This window comes from Lederbergia sp. NSJ-179, assembly GCF_022867885.1.
GTDB lineage: Bacteria > Bacillota > Bacilli > Bacillales > Bacillaceae_C > Lederbergia.
In genome coordinates, this window is sequence record NZ_JALIFP010000023.1 from 16,030 (window position 1) to 36,493 (window position 20,464).

14 protein-coding genes are annotated in these 20,464 nt (G+C 41.0%); 11 read left to right on the forward strand and 3 right to left on the reverse strand.

Translation table 11 applies throughout. The features are described from left to right. Positions 1-26 precede the first annotated feature (26 nt). The 10 genes from MUB24_RS15550 (at position 27) to MUB24_RS15595 (ending at position 14,828) form a co-directional block, all read left to right on the forward strand. On the forward strand, positions 27-4,151 hold the full coding sequence (locus tag MUB24_RS15550) for an SH3 domain-containing protein (RefSeq protein ID WP_244705644.1): 4,125 nt from the start codon (positions 27-29) through the stop codon (positions 4,149-4,151). Positions 4,152-4,451: 300 nt separating this feature from the next. Next, entirely contained in the window at positions 4,452-5,045 is a 594-nt protein-coding gene (locus MUB24_RS15555) for an alkaline shock response membrane anchor protein AmaP (RefSeq protein ID WP_244705646.1), read from the forward strand. A gap of 164 nt (positions 5,046-5,209) precedes the next feature. Next, positions 5,210-5,839: a histidine phosphatase family protein gene (locus MUB24_RS15560; protein ID WP_244705648.1), complete on the forward strand. Its 630-nt coding sequence runs from the start codon at positions 5,210-5,212 to the stop codon at positions 5,837-5,839. A 461-nt stretch (positions 5,840-6,300) separates the two neighbouring features. After that, positions 6,301-7,293 (forward strand): LacI family DNA-binding transcriptional regulator, encoded by a 993-nt coding sequence (locus MUB24_RS15565; RefSeq protein ID WP_244705650.1) that lies wholly within the window; start codon positions 6,301-6,303, stop codon positions 7,291-7,293. Positions 7,294-7,586: 293 nt separating this feature from the next. Further along, a complete protein-coding gene (gene iolG, locus MUB24_RS15570; RefSeq protein ID WP_244705652.1) occupies positions 7,587-8,603 on the forward strand; it encodes an inositol 2-dehydrogenase in 1,017 nt (338 codons plus the stop codon). Next, on the forward strand, positions 8,604-9,620 hold the full coding sequence (gene iolC / locus MUB24_RS15575; protein WP_244705654.1) for a 5-dehydro-2-deoxygluconokinase: 1,017 nt from the start codon (positions 8,604-8,606) through the stop codon (positions 9,618-9,620). It begins immediately after the preceding gene. Between the two features lie 3 nt (positions 9,621-9,623). After that, on the forward strand, positions 9,624-11,081 hold the full coding sequence (locus tag MUB24_RS15580) for a CoA-acylating methylmalonate-semialdehyde dehydrogenase (protein ID WP_244705656.1): 1,458 nt from the start codon (positions 9,624-9,626) through the stop codon (positions 11,079-11,081). A gap of 72 nt (positions 11,082-11,153) precedes the next feature. Next, positions 11,154-13,076 (forward strand): 3D-(3,5/4)-trihydroxycyclohexane-1,2-dione acylhydrolase (decyclizing), encoded by a 1,923-nt coding sequence (gene iolD / locus MUB24_RS15585; protein WP_244705658.1) that lies wholly within the window; start codon positions 11,154-11,156, stop codon positions 13,074-13,076. 17 nt (positions 13,077-13,093) lie between these two features. Beyond that, positions 13,094-13,990 carry a myo-inosose-2 dehydratase gene (gene iolE, locus MUB24_RS15590; protein ID WP_244705660.1) on the forward strand — a complete coding sequence of 299 codons (897 nt, stop codon included), beginning with the start codon at positions 13,094-13,096 and terminating at the stop codon, positions 13,988-13,990. 73 nt (positions 13,991-14,063) lie between these two features. Continuing rightward, complete coding sequence (locus tag MUB24_RS15595; protein WP_244705662.1) at positions 14,064-14,828, forward strand: 5-deoxy-glucuronate isomerase; 765 nt, start codon at positions 14,064-14,066, stop codon at positions 14,826-14,828. A 262-nt stretch (positions 14,829-15,090) separates the two neighbouring features. Here the strand turns inward: MUB24_RS15595 and MUB24_RS15600 are convergent, their stop codons facing one another. Then, a complete protein-coding gene (locus tag MUB24_RS15600; RefSeq protein WP_244705664.1) occupies positions 15,091-15,954 on the reverse strand; it encodes a helix-turn-helix domain-containing protein in 864 nt (287 codons plus the stop codon). Between the two features lie 133 nt (positions 15,955-16,087). Between MUB24_RS15600 and MUB24_RS15605 the strand changes: the two genes are divergently transcribed. Then, the gene (locus MUB24_RS15605) at positions 16,088-17,968 is read left to right on the forward strand and encodes a beta-L-arabinofuranosidase domain-containing protein (protein WP_244705666.1); all 1,881 of its coding nucleotides are present in this window, start codon (positions 16,088-16,090) and stop codon (positions 17,966-17,968) included. A 348-nt stretch (positions 17,969-18,316) separates the two neighbouring features. Here the strand turns inward: MUB24_RS15605 and MUB24_RS15610 are convergent, their stop codons facing one another. Continuing rightward, positions 18,317-18,787: a GNAT family N-acetyltransferase gene (locus MUB24_RS15610; protein WP_244705668.1), complete on the reverse strand. Its 471-nt coding sequence runs from the start codon at positions 18,785-18,787 to the stop codon at positions 18,317-18,319. Positions 18,788-19,067: 280 nt separating this feature from the next. Next, on the reverse strand, positions 19,068-20,231 hold the full coding sequence (locus MUB24_RS15615; protein WP_244705670.1) for an MFS transporter: 1,164 nt from the start codon (positions 20,229-20,231) through the stop codon (positions 19,068-19,070). Between the last annotated feature and the right edge of the window lie 233 nt (positions 20,232-20,464).

Consider the following 20,464-nt stretch of genomic DNA (forward strand, 5'->3'; position numbering starts at 1 on the left):
ATTCTATGTAGAAAGGAGTAGTTAAAATGAAAAAAAGGGTCATTTTACCTAGTTTGTGTTTTGCGGTCTTATCGACGGTTGCATTTGAGCAAAAGATACAGGCAGCAGAGCCACCAAGCGGAATTGAATCCCAGCATAACGAAAAATACGTAGCCGTGGATGCAGGATCTACCCTGAATATGCGAGATGGTGCCTCAACTAGTGCTCCAATCATTAGTAAACTAGCAAAAGGGACTTCCGTCATAGTTCTATCGGAGTCTGGTGGCTGGTCGAAAATTAAAGCCAATGGAAAAACAGGATATGTAAGTAGTCAGTTTTTAACAGGGAAAACGAGTCCGCCGTCGAAACAGCCGACAGCGCCAACTTCACCATCTAAGTCCGAGACGAAATTTGTATCCGTGAATGCGGGCTCAACTTTGAACCTCCGCAGTAGTGCAAGCACGAGTGCATCTGTCCTAGCAGGTTTATCTAATGGCACGGCAGTTACAGTAGAATCCGAGTCTAAAGGTTGGGCAAAGGTGAAAGTAAATGGAAAAACGGGATATGTAAGCAGCCAGTTTTTAACAGGGAAGGCAAGTACACCATCGAAACAGCCAACAACGCCAACACCACCATCTAAGTCCGAGACGAAATTTGTATCCGTGAATGCGGGCTCAACTTTGAACCTCCGCAGTAGTGCAAGCACGAGTGCATCTGTCCTAGCAGGTTTATCTAATGGCACGGCAGTTACAGTAGAATCGGAATCTAATGGCTGGGCGAAGGTGAAAGTAAATGGAAAAACAGGATATGTAAGCAGTCAGTTTTTAACAGGGAAGGCAAGTACACCATCGAAACAGCCGACAACGCCAACACCACCATCTAAGTCCGAGACAAAATATGTATCTGTAAATGCGGGCTCGACTTTGAACTTACGGAGTAATGCAAGTACGAGTTCATCCGTCCTTGCAGGTTTATCTAACGGCACAGCGGTTACAGTAGAATCGGAGTCTAATGGCTGGTCGAAGGTGAAAGTAAATGGAAAAACGGGATATGTAAGCAGCCAGTTTTTAACAGGGAAGGCAAGTCCGCCGTCGAAAAAGCCAACAACGCCAACCTCACCATCTAAGTCCGAGACAAAATATGTATCTGTAAATGCGGGCTCGACTTTGAACTTACGGAGTAATGCAAGCACGAGTTCATCCGTCCTTGCAGGTTTATCAAATGGCACAGCGGTTACGGTCGAATCGGAGTCCAATGGCTGGGCGAAGGTGAAAGTAAATGGAAAAACAGGATATGTAAGCAGTCAGTTTTTAACAGGGAAGGCAAGTACACCATCGAAACAGCCGACAACGCCAACACCACCATCTAAGTCCGAGACAAAATATGTATCTGTAAATGCGGGCTCGACTTTGAACTTACGGAGTAATGCAAGTACGAGTTCATCCGTCCTTGCAGGTTTATCTAATGGCACGGCAGTTACAGTAGAATCGGAATCTAATGGCTGGGCGAAGGTGAAAGTAAATGGAAAAACGGGATATGTAAGCAGTCAGTTTTTAACAGGGAAGGCAAGTCCGCCGTCGAAAAAGCCGACAACGCCGACACCACCATCTAAGACCGAGACGAAATATGTATCCGTGAATGCGGGCTCGACTTTGAACTTACGGAGTAATGCAAGCACGAGTTCATCCGTCCTTGCAGGTCTATCAAACGGCACAGCGGTTACAGTAGAATCAGAGTCTAAAGGTTGGGCAAAGGTGAAAGTAAATGGAGAAACGGGATATGTAAGCAGCCAGTTTTTAACAGGGAAGGCAAGTACATCGCCGAAAAAACCGACAGCGCCGACCTCACCATCTAAGACCGAGACAAAATATGTATCTGTAAATGCGGGCTCGACTTTGAACTTACGCAGCAGTGCAAGCACGAGTGCATCGATTATTGCAAGTCTATCGAACGGCACAGCGGTTACAGTAGAATCAGAGTCTAAAGGTTGGGCAAAGGTGAAAGTAAATGGGAAAACGGGATATGTAAGCAGTGAGTTTTTAACAGGGAAGGCAAGTACACCATCGAAACAGCCAACAACGCCAACACCACCATCTAAGTCCGAGACGAAATTTGTATCCGTGAATGCGGGCTCAACTTTGAACCTCCGCAGTAGTGCAAGCACGAGTGCATCTGTCCTAGCAGGTTTATCTAATGGCACAGCGGTTACGGTCGAATCGGAGTCCAAAGGTTGGGCGAAGGTGAAAGTAAACGGGAAAACAGGTTATGTAAGTAGTCAGTTTTTAACAGGGAAGGCAAGTACACCGTCGAAACAGCCAACAGCGCCGACCTCACCATCTAAGACCGAGACGAAATATGTATCCGTGAATGCGGGCTCGACTTTGAACTTGCGCAGTAGTGCAAGCACGAGTTCATCCGTCCTTGCAGGTTTATCAAATGGCACGGCAGTTACAGTAGAATCGGAGTCTAATGGCTGGGCGAAGGTGAAAGTAAACGGGAAAACAGGTTATGTAAGTAGTCAGTTTTTAACAGGGAAGGCAAGTACACCGTCGAAACAGCCGACAGCGCCGACCTCACCATCTAAGACCGAGACAAAATATGTATCTGTAAATGCGGGCTCGACTTTGAACTTACGCAGCAGTGCAAGCACGAGTTCATCCGTCCTTGCAGGTTTATCAAATGGCACGGCAGTTACAGTAGAATCGGAGTCTAATGGCTGGGCGAAGGTGAAAGTAAACGGGAAAACAGGTTATGTAAGTAGTCAATTTTTAAAAGCAGCTAAAGAAAATGCGAATGAGACAGCACCAAGAACGAAATATATTGCGGGTGCGTCCACTTCCGGAGTAAGTATGTATACAAAACCGTCAACGAGTGCCTCTGTCATAGTGAGACTCGCATCTGGGGTCCCCGTGCAAATCTACTCGGAAGAAAATGGCTGGACTAAGATTCGTGTCTATGGAGAAGATGGCTATGTAGAATCCGAATTCCTTTCGGACACAAGCGAAAATGCTGATGATCATGACACTAGTATCGAAAAAGAAGTTAGGTATGTTAGCGTGGATCAGGGCTCAAGCTTAAACATGCGTTCTTCCGCATCAACGAGCGGATCGATCATAACCAAATTGTCTAGAGGGACAGCGGTAAAAATTTTTTCGGAGAAAAATGGCTGGTCAAAAGTTTCAGCGAATGGAAAAATCGGATATGTGAGCACACAATATTTAACCGCTGAAATGAAAGTGCCACAAGGACAAGCAAAGGAAACAATCTATAGTAAGTACGATCTTACATTGGACGAATTTGTGAACATCCAAATGAAAGCAAACCCACAAACAGATACGAAATATCATACATACATTAGAGAAGATGCGTTAGCCGTGAATTCCAAATCTAATGTAGGAACGGTTCAAGGTAATGGCTGGAATGTTAGAGGCGGAGCCGGGACAGACTTTTGGACCGTGGGTCAGGTATCGAATGGTACCCAACTAAAAATCGTTTCTTCAGTAAAAGGTACGGACGGTTATACCTGGTATCAGGTTGATTTTAATAAAACATGGGTCAATGCAAGTCCTAAAGATGTGAAGCAATACCTAGATCCCAATAATTCTGCCGAAGATCCGATCAAATCCTTGCAGTTTGTCAATCTAGCCACATCAACCAAGGTCCAGGAAAAAGAGGTTAATGATCGAATTCTCTCTGGAAAAGGTATATTAAGCGGGAAAGCATCTGCGTTTATCCAAGCAGGAGAATCACTAGGTGTGAATGAAATGTATTTAATCTCTCACGCCTTGCTTGAAACCGGAAATGGTAAATCCGCTCTAGCTAATGGAGTAAAAGTAAACGGAAAAACCGTTTATAACATGTATGGGATCGGTGCTTTCGATGGAGATGCGGTTGCGAAAGGTGCCCAATTTGCCTATAATGCCGGATGGTTTACACCTGAACAAGCCATCATTGGTGGAGCAAAATATATTTCAAATGGCTATATTTATGCGAACCAAAACACTTTATATAAAATGAGATGGAATCCAGACGGAGCCAGTGCCACTGGAAAAGCCACCCATCAATACGCAACAGACATTGGCTGGGCAGAAAAACAAATCTTCCAGCTTCATAATTTATATAGTTTAGTAAACTCTTATAAATTAGTTTTTGATATACCAATATATAAATAAGGGTATAACACTAACATTATCAAGCTAACAAAAACACAAGAGGATTGTGATTTTTGTTAGCTTGTTTTTTTGATTGTATGGAAGGGGTTATACGCCCTAATTGCATGGCTTCCCAGTTTTGGGGTCGCATAAAGCGATCATCCATCATGCATTAGTAGCTGGACGTTTAAAAATCCTTTGACTTAGTTACACTTTTTGGATAAGTTAGTGAGAAGAGGGATTTAAAATGAAGATGCTTGCAATACAACAGACGATCTGCATCATCTTTTTTCGACTGTATCCTTAAGGGGGATTTGATGAATGTTAAGTACGAGAGAGGCCGAAAGTAGCCATTATCAAATTGCATTTAGCATTATTTGCTTTCTTTTTAGTTTGTTTGTGCCGTTTATTCTGCTTTATCCCATCCAAGAATTATTATATCGGCCTGATGATTTTTTCTATTTTGAACCTTATTTTAAAGCTTATATTCTTTTTATGGCAATGTTAGTTGTCATTTCTCTGATTCCCATTGGAAATATTTTGATAAAGCCTACGAAAAACTTTAACAGAATCATCAAATATTGTATATTAACGATTATTTCAATCCTCACCATTGCCACAGTATTTCTTTGCTTCAACCATTATAAATACATGAACAAAGAAGGGATTTATCTCAATCATTTTTTTAGTTTAAAAGAGGAGTTTACAAGCTGGGACGAGATTGAAAAGGTGGAACAAGTGATGGTCAATGAGGACGGTGTCACAAGGGTAGACCGCATCGTTTTCACCTTAAAGGATGGCTTTACGTTGGAACTTGACAACAGCACGAGGCTTTCCAAAGCAAAAAACAATGTGAATACAGAGCTGCAAGCTCGCGGCTTAAAAATGGAAAATAAACTAGAGGATGAAGAATAATTCCTACTACACTAACTGAAGGTTCCGAAGGATCAGGTTCTTCAAACGAGACAAAAGAGCCAGTAACATTAAAAGTGTTATGCCCGTAGGGAGAAGACAGTTTTTATAATAAATGGACTAAGATCTTAGAGAGCTAGGTAATTAGAAGAAACGGGGGATTATAAATGGAGTTATATTTAATTCGACATGGAGAATCCGAAGGGAATAGGACAGGTCGAGATATCCCAGATTGCCCGCTAACGAATTTAGGAGAAAAGCAAGCCAATCTGGTTGTACAAGGCTTAATAGATGCCGAGATTACCCATATTCTTTCCAGTCCCCTTATAAGGACGTTACAAACAGCTCAACCTTTTGCGAAAGCAGTTAACAAACCGATATTCGTGTTGAGAGATGCTTATGAGGTTAGAACTCTTGAATCTTGTAAGGGAGCAAGATTAAGTGATTTAGTAGAGCAATTTCCTGAAGCTAAATTCCCTGAAGATTTCGAGCCAGATGGATGGCCTTACCCGGGGAAGGAAACTCCCCCTATCATCATGAAAAGGGCTGCTAATCTCGCTAAACATTTGAAACAGTACCCTGACGACGCTAAAATTGCCATGTTTGCACATGGTACATTAAATAATTATCTAATAAAGGAGCTAATTGGTTTGACTGATGGCTCCGACGTTTATTTTAGACAGGAAAATACGTGTATTAATTGGCTCACAATCACAGAGGAATTTACAAGAGTGAATAAAATAGGAGATATTAACCATTTGCGGGAACTGTCGACGGCTCAAGGAAAGAGCATTTAGGTGGAGAAAGATGTTGGTAAAGTAGGTCACCAATAAAAAAGAAGGAACGAGCTCTCTTCTCACCAATAGTAAGAAGGGGCTCCTCTTTTTTTTCTTAACGGGATATCCGAACGATTTAGAATTGCTCCTAATCGGACTTGACATTGGGAAAGTGGTAGATTAATATTTTGTTAAGCGCTTACTCTAGCGGAGTATTAAAATTTAAAAAATGGGGGGCTTCTATAATTCAGTAATTGGTTGCAATATGTATCCCCACAATGAGATTCCAAAAAGGGGAAAAGCAAATCCTCTATCATATTCAAGAAGAAAATAGTTTTTAGCTAAAATAACCTAACGCTATAGGTTGTTTAATCTCGACCTTGTCAAATTATGTAAAATGCTTTATCCAATAAGATGTTATATGATATATATATCTTAATAGATAAAGTTAAATAGATTATAGATTGAAACGAGGAAGAGGCATGAAAGTAACCATTTATGATGTGGCCAAAAAAGCAGGTGTTTCCATAGCCACGGTCTCAAAGGTGATTAATCATACAGGGAATATGAGAGAAGAAACTAGAAAAAAGGTAATGAATGTGATAGAGGACATGAATTATCAGCCTAGCATAATGGCATCTGCGCTTTCTGGAAAAGGGACTGAAACACTGGGGCTGTTGGTACCGGATATATCGAATCCTTTCTTTTCTATGATTGCTCGAACCATTGAGGATCATGCACATGAACATGGAATGAGTGTGATAATGTGTAGTACGGATGAAGACCCTGAAAGGGAAAAGAAATATTTAGATGTGTTGCAAAGAAAGCAAGTGGATGGTTTTATTGTTGCCTCTTCTTTCCATGAAAAAAAGTTACTTAGGAAATTGGTTGAACATGATGTTCCTTTAGTGATGTTAGCCTATGATGATGCTTCTCTTGATGTATCAAAGATATCTGTGGATGATTTAAAAGGTGGGTATAAGGCAGCAGATCACCTCGTCTCACTTGGACATCGCCAAATAGCGGTCATTGCTGAACATACAAATAGTAGTAAACTGCGTATTTTAGGATTCCAGGAAAGGCTTGAAAGCCAAGGAATTACACTTAAAGAAGAAAATATATATCGAACCACTGCTTCTACCTTAAACGGAAAGGCTTGTTTCGATAAGATTTTTCAAAGGAAAGATCATGGGTTACCTACAGCCATCTTTGCTTGTAATGATTTACTTGCCATTGGGGTTATTCAAGGCGCTATGGAAAAAAGAATGTCCATCCCAGATGATTTGGCCATTATTGGGTTTGATAATACGATATTGGCTACAACGACTGTTCCGGGACTGACAACAATCGCCCAACCTATTGAAGAAATGGGGAAAAAGGTAGTTGAAGTACTAATAGAGGAGATTAAAGAAGATGTTTCTGTGAACCAACGTGTCTTATTTAATCCGGAATTAATTGTAAGGGGGACTACATAACGATGTGAAAACTGTGGTAAAAGTAGATTCATTGATTGAACATTGTATTGAATTTTCGTTAAGCGCTTAACTTCAAAAATTTAGTTTTTTTCGATGGGGAATGGATTTAAGAGAAATTTTAGCTAGAAAAATAGTTGAGTTCAAGAGATAATATCTTTTCTGTAACGTATCCATTGGAGACCAATTTTTCTTGGATTTTAAATGGAATCATTATTCGAAGTTTTAACCGAAATATTTTTGAGGAAGTTTGCATAAATTTAGTTAAGCGCATAACTTATGGATGGAGGAATAGAATGACTTTGACGATTGGGGTAATAGGGGCTGGTCGAATTGGCCAATTACATGTAGAGAATTTATCAAAGATACCGTTTGTGCGAGTCAAATCAGTTGCGGATATTTCCATATCTCATTTAAAGGAGTGGGCTCATCCGTATCAAGTGGAAGAATTGACCACTGATTATCATCGTTTACTTCAAGATCCTGAGATTCAAGCGGTTTTTATATGTACACCAACACCCACTCATACGACCATTATTAAAGAGGCTGCAGCCGCTAAAAAACATGTTTTTTGTGAAAAGCCGATTAGTTTTTCAGCAGAAGAAACAAAGCAAGCTTTAGAAGCGGCAGATCAAGCGGGTGTATACTTGCAAATCGGGTTTAATCGCAGGTTTGATCCCAATTTCAAACGTCTGCGTCAGTTGGTGAAAAATGGAGAAGTAGGAAAACCCCATATTATTAAAATTACTTCGAGAGATCCAGCTCCACCAAGTAAAGATTATATCTTAGAGTCGGGTGGGCTCTTTATGGATATGATGATCCATGATTTCGATATGGCCCGCCATCTTGTTGGATCCGAGATTGAATGTGTTTCCGCGGTTGGGGCAGTCATGGTCGATCCGATCATTGGGGATTTAGGCGATATCGACACCGCTATTGTTACACTCACTTTTGAAAACGGTACCCTTTGTGTCATTGATAATAGTCGCCAAGCCGTGTATGGGTATGATCAACGTGTTGAAATTTTTGGAGAAAAAGGAATGGCGTGTGCAGACAATAACCGAGCGACAACTGTAGAATTATCGAGGGCAGATGGAGTAGTCAAGGATAAACCCCTTTATTTTTTCCTCGAGCGTTATACGGAAGCTTATATAGAGGAAGTAAAAGAGTTTATTCATGTTTGTGAGCATGGGAAAGAAGTTCCTTGTTCGGGTCATGATAGCTTTATGGCGGAAACGATTGCGAGAGCGGCTAAGGAATCACTACTAAAAGGACAGCCAGTTCGTCTATTTACAGAACAGGAGGAAGTGTAAATGAATGACCTACTATTTCGTGATGACAAGGAATATGATCTGATTGCGATTGGCCGCCTATGTATCGATTTAAATGCGAATGAAACGAACCGACCAATGGAGGAAACATCTACTTTTACAAAATATGTAGGCGGTTCCCCGGCAAATATTACAATTGGATCCGCACGTCTTGGGCAAAAAACAGGTTTTATTGGGAAGGTATCGGATGATCAGATGGGTCGATTCATTACCCAATATTTAGAGAAAGATCATATTAATACGGATGGAATCGTTGTCGATAAAACGGGTGCAGTTACGGGGCTTGCTTTTACAGAAATAAAGAGTCCATCTGAATGTAGTATTCTCATGTATCGCGATCATGTAGCGGATCTACTTCTTCATCCCACTGAAGTAAGGGAGGACTATATTCAACAAACGAAAACACTTTTAATCTCAGGTACAGCGCTTGCAGCGAGTCCTTCACGTGAAGCGGTCTTTCTTGCGATTGAATATGCCGTCAAGCACCATGCCGTGATTATCTTTGATTTGGATTATCGCCCTTATACGTGGAAAGACAAGGCAGAGACAGCCGTTTATTATAATTTGGTTGCAGAAAAATGTGATGTGATTATTGGGACACGTGAAGAGTTTGACATGATGGAGGAGCTTCTTCATAACCAAGCATCAGATGATCACTATACGGCTTCAAGATGGTTTTCGCATCGTGCAAAAATCGTGGTGATTAAGCATGGAGGAGCCGGCTCTATTGCTTATACAAAAGATGGGGAATCACATCGAAGCGGCGTATATCAAACGGAGGTACTCAAGACCTTTGGAGCAGGTGATTCCTATGCCTCTGCCTTTATATATGGTTTGATGAAAGGAAAAGATGTGGCAGAAGCGATGAAAATGGGAAGCGCTTCTGCATCGATTGTGATCTCACGTCATAGTTGTTCTGATGCCATGCCGACACTTGAGGAATTACGACATCAGATGAAAACAGGAAAATATGTACCGATTAATCATGAAGGGGAGTAGAAAATGATCCAGACAGTCGAAACACTGAAAAATTATATAAATGGCGAATGGGTTGAATCTACATCTGTTACAACAGAAAAGGTGATCAATCCAGCAACAGGTGAGGTCTTAGTGGAAGTCCCCTATTCTTCAAAAGAGGATGTGGAACGAGCCGTAAAAGCAGCAAAAGAAGCGTTTCAAACATGGTCACAAGTTTCAGTGCCAAAACGTGCCCGAATTTTATTTAAGTACCAGCAACTTCTAGTAGATCAATGGGAAGAGCTTGCTAGACTTATCACAATGGAGAATGGAAAAAGTTTTTCTGAAGCGATGGGAGAGGTCCAGCGTGGCATTGAATGTGTGGAATTTGCTGCCGGCGCGCCCACGCTAATGATGGGAAGTCAATTACCAGACATTGCGACTAATATTGAATCAGGTATGTATCGTTACCCATTAGGAGTAGTCGGTGGGATTACACCCTTTAATTTTCCGATGATGGTGCCGGCTTGGATGTTCCCGCTCGCCATTGCCTGTGGAAATACGTTTGTCCTTAAGCCATCTGAGAAAACCCCATTACTAGCCTGTCGTTTAGCGGAACTATTTGAAGAGGCCGGCCTTCCGAAAGGAGTTCTTAATATCGTAAACGGGGCGCATGATGTGGTGAACGGTATGCTTGAGCATCAAGAGATTAAGGCTATTTCGTTTGTCGGTTCACAGCCTGTCGCGGAATATGTGTATAAAAAAGGGACAGAAAATCTAAAACGAGTACAAGCATTAGCAGGCGCGAAAAATCACTCGATCGTTTTAAAAGATGCAAATCTTGATCTAGCCGTAAAGGAAATCATCAGTGCCTCATTTGGTTCTGCCGGGGAACGTTGTATGGCGGCAGCGGTTGTAGCAGTAGAAGAAACAATCGCAGAACAATTGGTAGAAAAGTTAAAAGAGGCTGCAGACCAAATCAAGATAGGCAATGGTCTCGAAGAAGGCGTATTTTTGGGACCAGTCATACGTGAAGATCATAAAACAAGAACACTTGATTATATACAGTCTGGAATGAAAGAGGGAGCGACACTTGTGCGCGATGGGCGTACAGATGTGGTAAAGGATAAAAAAGGGTATTTTGTCGGTCCGACTATTTTCGACCATGTGACAAAGGAAATGAAAATATGGCAAGATGAAATTTTTGCTCCGGTGTTATCTATTGTGCGTGTGAAAGATTTAGCTGAAGGCGTAGAAGTGGCCAATGCATCTCCTTTTGCCAATGGAGCCTGTTTATATACAGACAGCGCCGCAGCCATTCGTCAGTTCCGGGAAACGATTGATGCCGGTATGCTAGGAATTAACCTAGGAGTTCCAGCTCCGATGTCGTTCTTCCCTTTTTCGGGGTATAAAAATTCTTTCTATGGGGATCTTCATGCAAATGGTAAAGATGGCGTTGAGTTTTATACGAGAAAGAAAATGGTGACTGGGCGTTATATATGATTAGGTGAAAAATTTGATTATTTTAGACCGACGTTGTTCCCCTTTATACCTAAATTGAAAGGAGATAGCGAAGTGGAAAATACCATTCGGTTAACGACCGCACAGGCATTGGTGAAATTTTTAAATAACCAATACATTGAATTTGATGGCAAGATCACCCCATTTGTAAAAGGGATTTTCACTATTTTTGGTCATGGGAATGTAACGGGAATGGGGCAAGCACTAGAAGAGGATCCAGGTGATTTGGAAGTCTATCAAGGAAGAAATGAACAAGGAATGGCCCATGCCGCAACTGCTTTTGCGAAACAAAAGCACCGCAAACAGATCATGGCTTGTACGTCTTCCGTGGGGCCTGGTGCTGCCAATATGATAACAGCCGCAGGGACGGCAACGGCCAATAATATTCCGGTTTTATTATTACCGGGTGATGTTTTTGCGACTCGACAACCTGACCCAGTCTTACAGCAGATTGAGCAGACTCATAATCTTTCGATTTCAACAAATGATGCCTTTCGCCCAGTCAGTAAATATTGGGATCGGATTAATCGACCGGAACAATTGATGCTAGCGATGATTAATGCGATGCGTGTCCTAACGAATCCTGCGGATACAGGGGCGGTAACGATTTGCTTACCACAGGATGTTCAGGGGGAAGCATGGGATTTTCCTCACCGATTCTTGGAAAAAAAGTTTCATCGGATAGAACGTCGACAACCGTCAAAAGAAGCTGTAGATGATGCCGTAAAACTAATTAGAACAAAGAAAAAACCTTTGCTCATTTTGGGAGGAGGGGTTCGATACTCAGAGGCGGCAAATTCCTTTATTGACTTTGCGGAAACTTTTCACATTCCTTTTGGCGAAACACAGGCAGGAAAAAGTGCAGTGAGAAGCAACCACCCGTTGAATCTTGGCGGGATTGGAGTAACGGGTAATTCGGCTGCGAATAGGCTGGCGAAAGAGGCAGATCTTATTATTGGGGTGGGAACTCGATTTACAGATTTTACAACAGGTTCAAAGCAATTATTCGCCCAGGCTGATATTCTAACCATTAATATATCAGAGTTTCATGCATCAAAGCTGGATGCAGTTAAAGTAGTAGCAGACGCAAAGGTAGGACTGGAAGCAATCGGGAAAGCTCTGGAAAGCTATCAGTCTAGCTATGAAAATGAAATTAGCGATGCGAAAAAAGAGTGGGAGATGGAACTAGAGCGCCTTTATACGGTCACATATTCGGATTCATTCAAACCCGAAATTGAGGGACATTTGGATGATGAACTGCCGGAATATAAGGAGATCCTTCGTACTGAACTGACACAGACAAGTGTACTAGGAAAGGTGAATAGGCTCCTAGACGATGACGCCATTATTGTCGGAGCTTCAGGTAGTCTACCAGGTGATTTGCAACGAATGTGGATTTCGAAATCCGAAAATACCTATCATATGGAGTACGGGTACTCCTGTATGGGGTATGAAATAGCTGGGGCTTTCGGAGCAAAATTGGCGGAGCCTGAGCGGGAAGTATATGCAATGGTTGGGGATGGTAGTTTTCTGATGCTCCACACAGAACTGATCACCAGTCTCCAAGAAAATAAGAAAATAAATATTATCCTGTTCGATAATGCTGGATTTGGTTGTATTAACAATCTCCAAATGGAGAATGGTGCCGGAAGTTTCGGGACTGAATTTCGTTTTCGCAATCAACTTACTGGGAAATTAGACGGTCAGATTATGGAAATGGATTTTGCGCAGGTAGCTAAGGGGTACGGTGCCAAAACATATTCTGTTCATACATTGAAAGAAATAAGGGAAGCGATTGAAGATTCGAAAAAACAATCTGTGAGTACTTTAATCGATGTGAAGGTACTACCGAAAACAATGACAAAGGGATATGAATCATGGTGGCATGTGGGTGTTGCAGAAGTATCCAAGAAAGATAGTATTAAGCAGGCCTTTAAAGACAAACAAGAATCAATTCGAAAATCTCGGGCTTATTAAAGGAAGGGGATGTGCCGATGATTGATAAGAAGCAGGTGAAGTTAGCGATAGCACCGATTGGATGGACGAATGATGATTTACCTGAACTTGGTGGAGAAGTTACATTTGAACAATGTATCAGTGAAATGGCTTTGGCGGGGTTTCAAGGATGTGAAGTTGGCAATAAGTTTCCACGTGATGTTGTGGAACTTAAAAAGGCGTTATCTTTACGAGATTTAAGAATCGCAAGTGCATGGTTTAGTTCATTTTTAACAACAAAGCCCGTTGAAGAAACGGTTGAAGCATTTAAAAAGCATCGAGATTTTCTTCATCATATGGGGGCTAAAGTAATTGTTGTCTCAGAGCAAGGAAAAAGCATCCAAGGACAGATCGATACGCCCTTATTTGAAAAAAAACCTATATTTAATGAAGAAGAATGGGGATTACTGAAGGAAGGTTTGCATAGACTTGGGGATTTGGCTGTAGAAAAAGGAATGAAAATTGTCTATCACCATCATATGGGGACTGGTATACAAACGATAAGTGAGATAGATCGATTAATGGAAGAAACGAAAGCAGAAAAAGTATCGCTTCTCTATGATACAGGGCATCTTGTCTTATCAGGGGAAGATCATCTTGCTATCTTAGAAAAATATCAAGAGCGAATTCATCATGTTCACTTAAAGGATGTGAGGGATGATGTCGCACAAAGAGCACAGAAAGAAAAGTGGAGTTTTTTACAAGCGGTTAAAAATGGCGTTTTTACAGTTCCAGGAGATGGGATGATCGACTTTGCCCCCGTTTTTGAGAGGCTTTCAAAGAATAAGTATGAGGGTTGGATCGTGGTAGAAGCCGAACAGGATCCGGCCATAGCGAATCCTTTGGAGTATGCTATGAAAGCACGTAAGTATATTCGCAGTAAGAGTGGGCTGTAATAGGGGGAAGAAAAAATATGCCATTAGTCAAAATGGAAGGGCTTTTGAAAGCGGCTGAATTAGGAGGAATTGGATGTTTGAAAAACTGGGTAAATTACAAAAAGGATACACATCCCTTACAGAAATAGACGGAAAACATAGCGATATGCGCCAAGATATTGGAATCTATTCCATGCCAGAAGGGGAAAGATTAACACTTTACGACAGTGAAAAAGAGACAGCCATTCTGCCACTTGAAGCATCTGTTAAAATCGACTGGAATGATGAATCGGTCAATGTAACAAGAAGTGATGTGTTTAAAGAGGATCCGTATTGTCTTCATGTACCTGCTGGAGTCAACGTTAGGATCACAGCAATGGCTAAAAGTGAAGTACTTATTCAAAAAACAAATAATGATCGCTCTTTCGGGGCAAAGTTGTATACACCAGAGGATTGTCAAAGTGAACAAGCAGGTGAAGACGCATGGGATGGTACGGCAGTTCGCACCATTCGAACTATTTTTGATTATCAAAATGCACCTTACTCTAATATGGTCATAGGTGAGGTCATTTCCCATCAAGGGCGCTGGTCAAGCTATCCTCCGCATTATCATCCGCAACCAGAAGTGTATTATTATCGTTTTGATCAACCGCAAGGCTTTGGCTGTGTCATGGTGGAGGACGATGCTTACCGAGTAGAACATAACAGTTTTATTACGATCCCAGGAGGTCTCGATCATCCTCAGGCTACAGCACCAGGGTATACCATGTACTTTTGTTGGATGATTCGCCATTTGGAAGATAATCCATGGACGGAACGTATCATGGTTGATGAGCATAAATGGTTGTTGGAGAAGTGATTATATATGTACCTGTCATATTAGGTGTGTTTCTGGAAAAGTCATACACAAATATATAACAGCTCAAAACTCTCAAAACCAGACTCTTATAGACTGGTAGGAATAATAGATTATCAGCTGGAAATAGCCCTTGCAAAATATGAAGGGCTAATTTTTTTGCTATTGAATGCATTCTGGTAAAGGTCCTGTCATCTAGTGGTAATTTTCCTGTCATTCATTGGTACATATTATGTCATAAGTGGTCCATTTTGGTTGGCTGTAATCAACCTAAGTATTGTTTTCGAAATTGATTGGGTGATAGACCTTCCTGTTTTTTGAAGAAGCGGCTGAAATAAGCGGTTTGTTGAAAACCACAGTTATCTGCTATTTTTTCGATGCTCCAATTTGTAGAGACGAGCAATATTTTAGCTTGGTCCAGGCGAACTTGGTTCACATATTCAACTGGGGTACATCCTAAAGTATTCATCATACATCTTGCAATATGATTAGGGTGATAGCGTAATATAGCCCCGAGCTCTTTATAGTTTATTTTCCTTGCGAAATTTTCACGTAAATAAGAGGCAGCCTGTTCTGCGACAGCTACGGAAGGAGAGGAATTTTCGAACTGATTTGTGCTAGTCAATTCTTGCAATAAGTGCTGAAAATGCACTTGTCTTTTCCATTCCCAAGAGTAAGTGGAGCGTTCTCCTATTGTGAGTAATTGCCGACAGAGATGATCCACTTCATTCCAATTATGTATTTTAAAATGCTTAGGAAGTTTTATCCAGAATGGAGGTTCTGTGAAGGGATTTCTGTTTCTGATTTCAAACTCCATTCTTCTATTAGATGATGCCTCGTTTAACTCCATCCATTCCTTTGCAGTTTTAAAATGAATCCAATAAAAATGGGTCTCAGATTCACAGGGTTTTCCTGAATAATGATGTCGGTCTGGATAAAGAATAAGGGCTTGATTTTCTCCGACCTGATATTGTTGTTCGTCCTCCACCATTATTAAACATCCCCGAGTTACGATCAGTATGTCAAAAACGCCAATCTTGTTACGATTTGGATGGGATTGACCAGGAGAATAGGTATCTTCCCCCGCAGCTAAAACGACTGGTAAAGGCGGGGCAACGAATTGTAACATTTTGTTACTCCTCTCCCAAAAGGTTGTAATAATGCAATTAATTGTTTGGATTTTGCATTATTTATTTTCCATTATAACAGTATAATCAAGTCATTAGAAGAATGAATATAAAATTAAAGGTAGATGATAATGTATGAATAAGACAAAGAAACTAGGATTAAAAGAAACGGCCTTTCATTCATTGCCACTCGGAAGCATTAAGCCTACCGGCTGGTTACGAGATCAATTGGAAATACAAGCGAATGGTTTGACAGGGTATTTAGATGAACATTGGGAAGATGTTGGACCTAATAATGGTTGGCTTGGGGGAGATGGCGATAGTTGGGAGCGTGGCCCATACTATTTGGACGGACTTCTACCATTAGCATTTCTATTGGAGGATAAAAGGTTAATTGAAAAGGTTACACCCTGGATTGAATGGACTCTCTCCAGTCAAAAAGAAGACGGTTCATTTGGTCCCACTCATATGAAAACAGTGAATACTGAGGTGGGAGAGCAGGACTGGTGGCAGGATATCATTATGTTAAAGGTGTTAACCCAATATGGAGAAGTAACGAAAGATGAAAGAATTATTCCATTTATGACGAACTATTTTTCCTATATGAAAGAGGCACTTGAAGATTTTCCATTAAAGGATTGGCATGAAGCACGTGGTGCGGATTTATTATTGTCCATTCATTGGCTTTATGAACGAACGGGGGAGGCCAATCTCTTAGAGTTAGCTGAAATGGTCCGGGAACAAACGATTGATTGGAGTCGTATTTTTGCCAAATTTCCCTATTGGCGCAAGCAAACAGATTGGGATCATCGAACACATGTCGTGAATGTTGCGATGGGAATAAAAGCCCCCGCTGTTTTTTATCGCCAAACTGAGAATGAGTGGGAGAAAAAAGCTGTTTATAAAGGAATCCAAAGTTTGATGACTTATCATGGCCAAGCCCATGGCATGTTCTCAGGAGATGAATGGTTATCAGGGACACATCCATCTCAAGGTGTTGAGCTCTGTGCTGTTGTGGAATATATGTTTAGTATGGAAAACTTAATCCGAATATTAGGTGATGGAATATTTGGAGATATTTTGGAAAAAGTGGCTTTTAATGCGTTGCCAGCCACAATTTCACCAGAATGGGATTCTCATCAGTACGATCAACAGGTAAATCAAGTGATGTGTCATTTGGCTAAACGTCCATGGTCGAATGGACCAGAAGCGAATATGTTTGGTTTAGAACCACATTTTGGTTGCTGCACAGCCAATATGCACCAGGGGTGGCCGAAATTTACAACTAATTTATGGATGTCTACCAATGATGGTGGGATAGCGGCAGTTTCTTATGCGCCCTGTTCTGTAAAAGCAACTGTTGCAGGTGGGCAGGAAATGGAGCTTTTGGTTAAGAGTCACTATCCTTTTCGGGAACAGGTTTCGATAGAATTAAAGCTAAAAGAAAAAGCAAGATTCCCTATATTATTACGAGTTCCAAATTGGTGTACCAATATGCAAGTTAGTGTAAATAATGAAGTTTTTCGTGCTGAGCCAGAAAACGGATATATTCGTCTTGAGAGAGAATGGGAGCTAAACGATCAAATTGAATTAATTTTACCGATGGAAGTTCAATTAGAAGAACGAAATAACTATGCAGTAAGTGTCAATCGCGGTCCCCTTGTATATGTTTTACCGATTGGAGAGCAGTGGGTACGAGTCCAAGAACGTGAACGATTCCATGATTGGGAAATTTACCCAACATCGGCATGGCGGTATGCCTTACTGCAAGGAATGGAATTTCAAGTGATGAAACAGCCTATTCACTCTCAACCGTATCAACCAGAACATGCACCCATAAAATTAGTAACAAAAGGTAGACTGCTTTCGAATTGGATCATGGAGAAAAACTCGGCTGCCGAACCTCCTAAAAATCCAAAACCGTATAAGAATGCACCCGCAGAAACTTTGGAGCTCATTCCGTATGGATGTGCACGATTAAGAATAGGGGAATTTCCGTTTTTGAAGGATGAATGAAAGGTGTTTCAGGTAGTTTATTTTGCCTTGCAGAAATTGTTCCATTTAGAATGAGGGTGGGACAAAAGTGTTTCTATCCAAGTAAAATCCGAACGAACTAGAACTATGGTTGGTGCATATAATCCGCTCCGGAAATATACTTCGCTTTCCGCGGGCGGCTGGTGAGCCTCCTCGTGCTAACGCACTGCGGGGTCTCACCGATGCCTTTCATCCCGCAGGAGTCTTCGTATATTTCCTTCGCTAAAGTAGTGCATTGTTCGTCTTTAGAGTCGAACGTTTTAGCTTTGTCCCAGCCCCATTTAATTACGTTTTTACTAATGTTTCATTCACAATGATCGTTTGCTCAGTTTAAGTCTCTCTCTCTTGTAACATACCATGATACGCTCCATCATTAGAGTCGGGTATTTCTATAGCACCAACCGCCTTTTTATAAAATGAAACGGGCCCCGCACCACCTATGATGGCATAGGCATAACCCATATGCTTCATCTCTTGTAGACTTGTTAATAGCAAAGCTCGTCCTATTCCTTTCCCACGGGCATCAGGATGTACCCCAGTTGGTCCAAAGAAATTGAGATAAGTAACATTAAAGCAAGCAAAGCCCAGAATTTTCCCATCTTCAATAGCCATTAAGCACGAAGCTGGTGTTTGACTACACGCGACTTCACATTCACTTGCCCATTTCTCAGAAAAGTGCTTTTTCACCCAATCCGTCACAATATGTTTTTCCGGTGGTATAGGTCTCCGAATTGTCCAAGACTGTTGCTTATTCGCATGATAGGACGGTAATCGATAAAGAGGTACTAACAAGTCACCCATATATTTTTCCTCCTAAACTAGTTTTTTTTAGAGTAACATTTTAGAGTGAATAATGCCAAAGTTATCGTTATCGGCAAAAGGGGCATTAAATAACCTTTGAATATATGAGATTAGTGATAGAGCCCCCAATATATTGGAGGAGATTTTCCGTTTGTATTTATGAAATATAGGGCCGTCCTCCAGTATGTTAAAGCGTTACCCTTCTGGGGACAGGTATCATTATCTTTTATTCCGTTTAGTGTGGGAAGGGTACCTTCAAATGTTCAGTATCCAGCATCTCTTAAGATACCTCTGCTTCTACAACTTTTGGTGTACGGAATTTTAGATAACCAATCAATGTGAGGACGAACATTCCGACTAAAAAGGCGATAAAGTAGGGGGAGATAATTGTGCGAATAATAGCTGTTAAAAAGGAGCTCATAATCATGCCAAGGGAATAAACTGCTGACATAACGCCGAATGCACGACCGTGCTCCTCTCTCGTTACTGCATTTGTAACCGCAGTTGCTGCTGCCGGCATAACGAAACCAAAGCAAAGCCCCATGAAAAATAGAAAAAGAGGTAAGCTAAGCACCCCATTAAAGAATGCGGCTAAACTCATACACATGCAAAATAATCCAAACATCATTCGTTTGATCGGATCAAAACGATGAATAAAAAAGAATGATAAGGATAAGAGTGTACCGATCGCCATAAAACTAAATAATTGTCCAGTGTTCATCGTCGAAAGTCCTTGTTCGACTGTTAAATATGGAATTTCATAAATAATCACGCCATGAATATACATAACCGCAAATCCCGTTAAATAAACCAGTTGTAGTTGGGGACTTCTAAATATATGAAGAAAATGAAACGACTTTGATTGATTGTTTTTTACAACCATCATTTGCCTATCTCTCAAAAAGCCAATGGTATAAACAGCAATAAAAATCAATGCGATTCCAATAATGAAATATGTACGGGCGTAGCCAATTGTTGCTCCTAATTTTCCACCAATCAGTGGGGCAATGATATTGGCAATCATGCCAAGCATGCCGATGATCGCCATATTTTTCCCTTGTTGTCGGCTATTCGCCGCATATCCAGAAATTAAGGCTAAAACGGCTGGCATCAAGAATGCGAGAGCAAAGCCGTTCATAGAACGTAAAACGAGCAAACTGGCAGAGTTTGAAATAAAACTGTGGGCTATATTTAACAAACCTGAAAGGAGCAATGGTAAAGTGATGAAGATTCTTTTTCCATATCGATCTACTAAAGGTCCAACGATTAAATTCCCGGTTAGATCGGCTAATTGGGAGGCACTTAACATAATGCCGATCATGACACTAGATGCTCCCAACATCGTCGCATAAGGTGTGAAAATGGGGCTTTGCACACTCATAATTAAGCTAATGATAAACATGGTCATAAAAATGTGAAACTTGTCTACTGTCGTTTCTCGCATATATGTCACCTCGAATACATTCTATGCTTGTTTTGGAAAAATAGACGAGCATTTTAAATGGGGCGGACTCAATCATTTAAAGTTTGATTCACAAATCAAATCCGTGAATTAGGAGTGATCACGGGAACTGGACGAATAAAGTATGATAAGACATCATTAATTTGGCGCTGTAGCATACAGAAACAATAAATTGTATAATATAAGAAAAGGAAATTTTCGGAAGGTGGTCGCGC

What these genes read in the sequence shown, in the direction of transcription:
- MUB24_RS15550 (WP_244705644.1), top strand. Translation starts at nt 27, where the DNA reads ATGAAAAAAAGGGTCATTTTACCTAGTTTGTGTTTTGCGGTCTTATCG.
- MUB24_RS15555 (WP_244705646.1), top strand. Translation starts at nt 4,452, where the DNA reads ATGTTAAGTACGAGAGAGGCCGAAAGTAGCCATTATCAAATTGCATTT.
- MUB24_RS15560 (WP_244705648.1), top strand. Translation starts at nt 5,210, where the DNA reads ATGGAGTTATATTTAATTCGACATGGAGAATCCGAAGGGAATAGGACA.
- MUB24_RS15565 (WP_244705650.1), top strand. Translation starts at nt 6,301, where the DNA reads ATGAAAGTAACCATTTATGATGTGGCCAAAAAAGCAGGTGTTTCCATA.
- iolG (WP_244705652.1), top strand. Translation starts at nt 7,587, where the DNA reads ATGACTTTGACGATTGGGGTAATAGGGGCTGGTCGAATTGGCCAATTA.
- iolC (WP_244705654.1), top strand. Translation starts at nt 8,604, where the DNA reads ATGAATGACCTACTATTTCGTGATGACAAGGAATATGATCTGATTGCG.
- MUB24_RS15580 (WP_244705656.1), top strand. Translation starts at nt 9,624, where the DNA reads ATGATCCAGACAGTCGAAACACTGAAAAATTATATAAATGGCGAATGG.
- iolE (WP_244705660.1), top strand. Translation starts at nt 13,094, where the DNA reads ATGATTGATAAGAAGCAGGTGAAGTTAGCGATAGCACCGATTGGATGG.
- MUB24_RS15595 (WP_244705662.1), top strand. Translation starts at nt 14,064, where the DNA reads ATGTTTGAAAAACTGGGTAAATTACAAAAAGGATACACATCCCTTACA.
- MUB24_RS15600 (WP_244705664.1), bottom strand. Translation starts at nt 15,954, where the DNA reads ATGTTACAATTCGTTGCCCCGCCTTTACCAGTCGTTTTAGCTGCGGGG.
- MUB24_RS15605 (WP_244705666.1), top strand. Translation starts at nt 16,088, where the DNA reads ATGAATAAGACAAAGAAACTAGGATTAAAAGAAACGGCCTTTCATTCA.
- MUB24_RS15610 (WP_244705668.1), bottom strand. Translation starts at nt 18,787, where the DNA reads ATGGGTGACTTGTTAGTACCTCTTTATCGATTACCGTCCTATCATGCG.
- MUB24_RS15615 (WP_244705670.1), bottom strand. Translation starts at nt 20,231, where the DNA reads ATGCGAGAAACGACAGTAGACAAGTTTCACATTTTTATGACCATGTTT.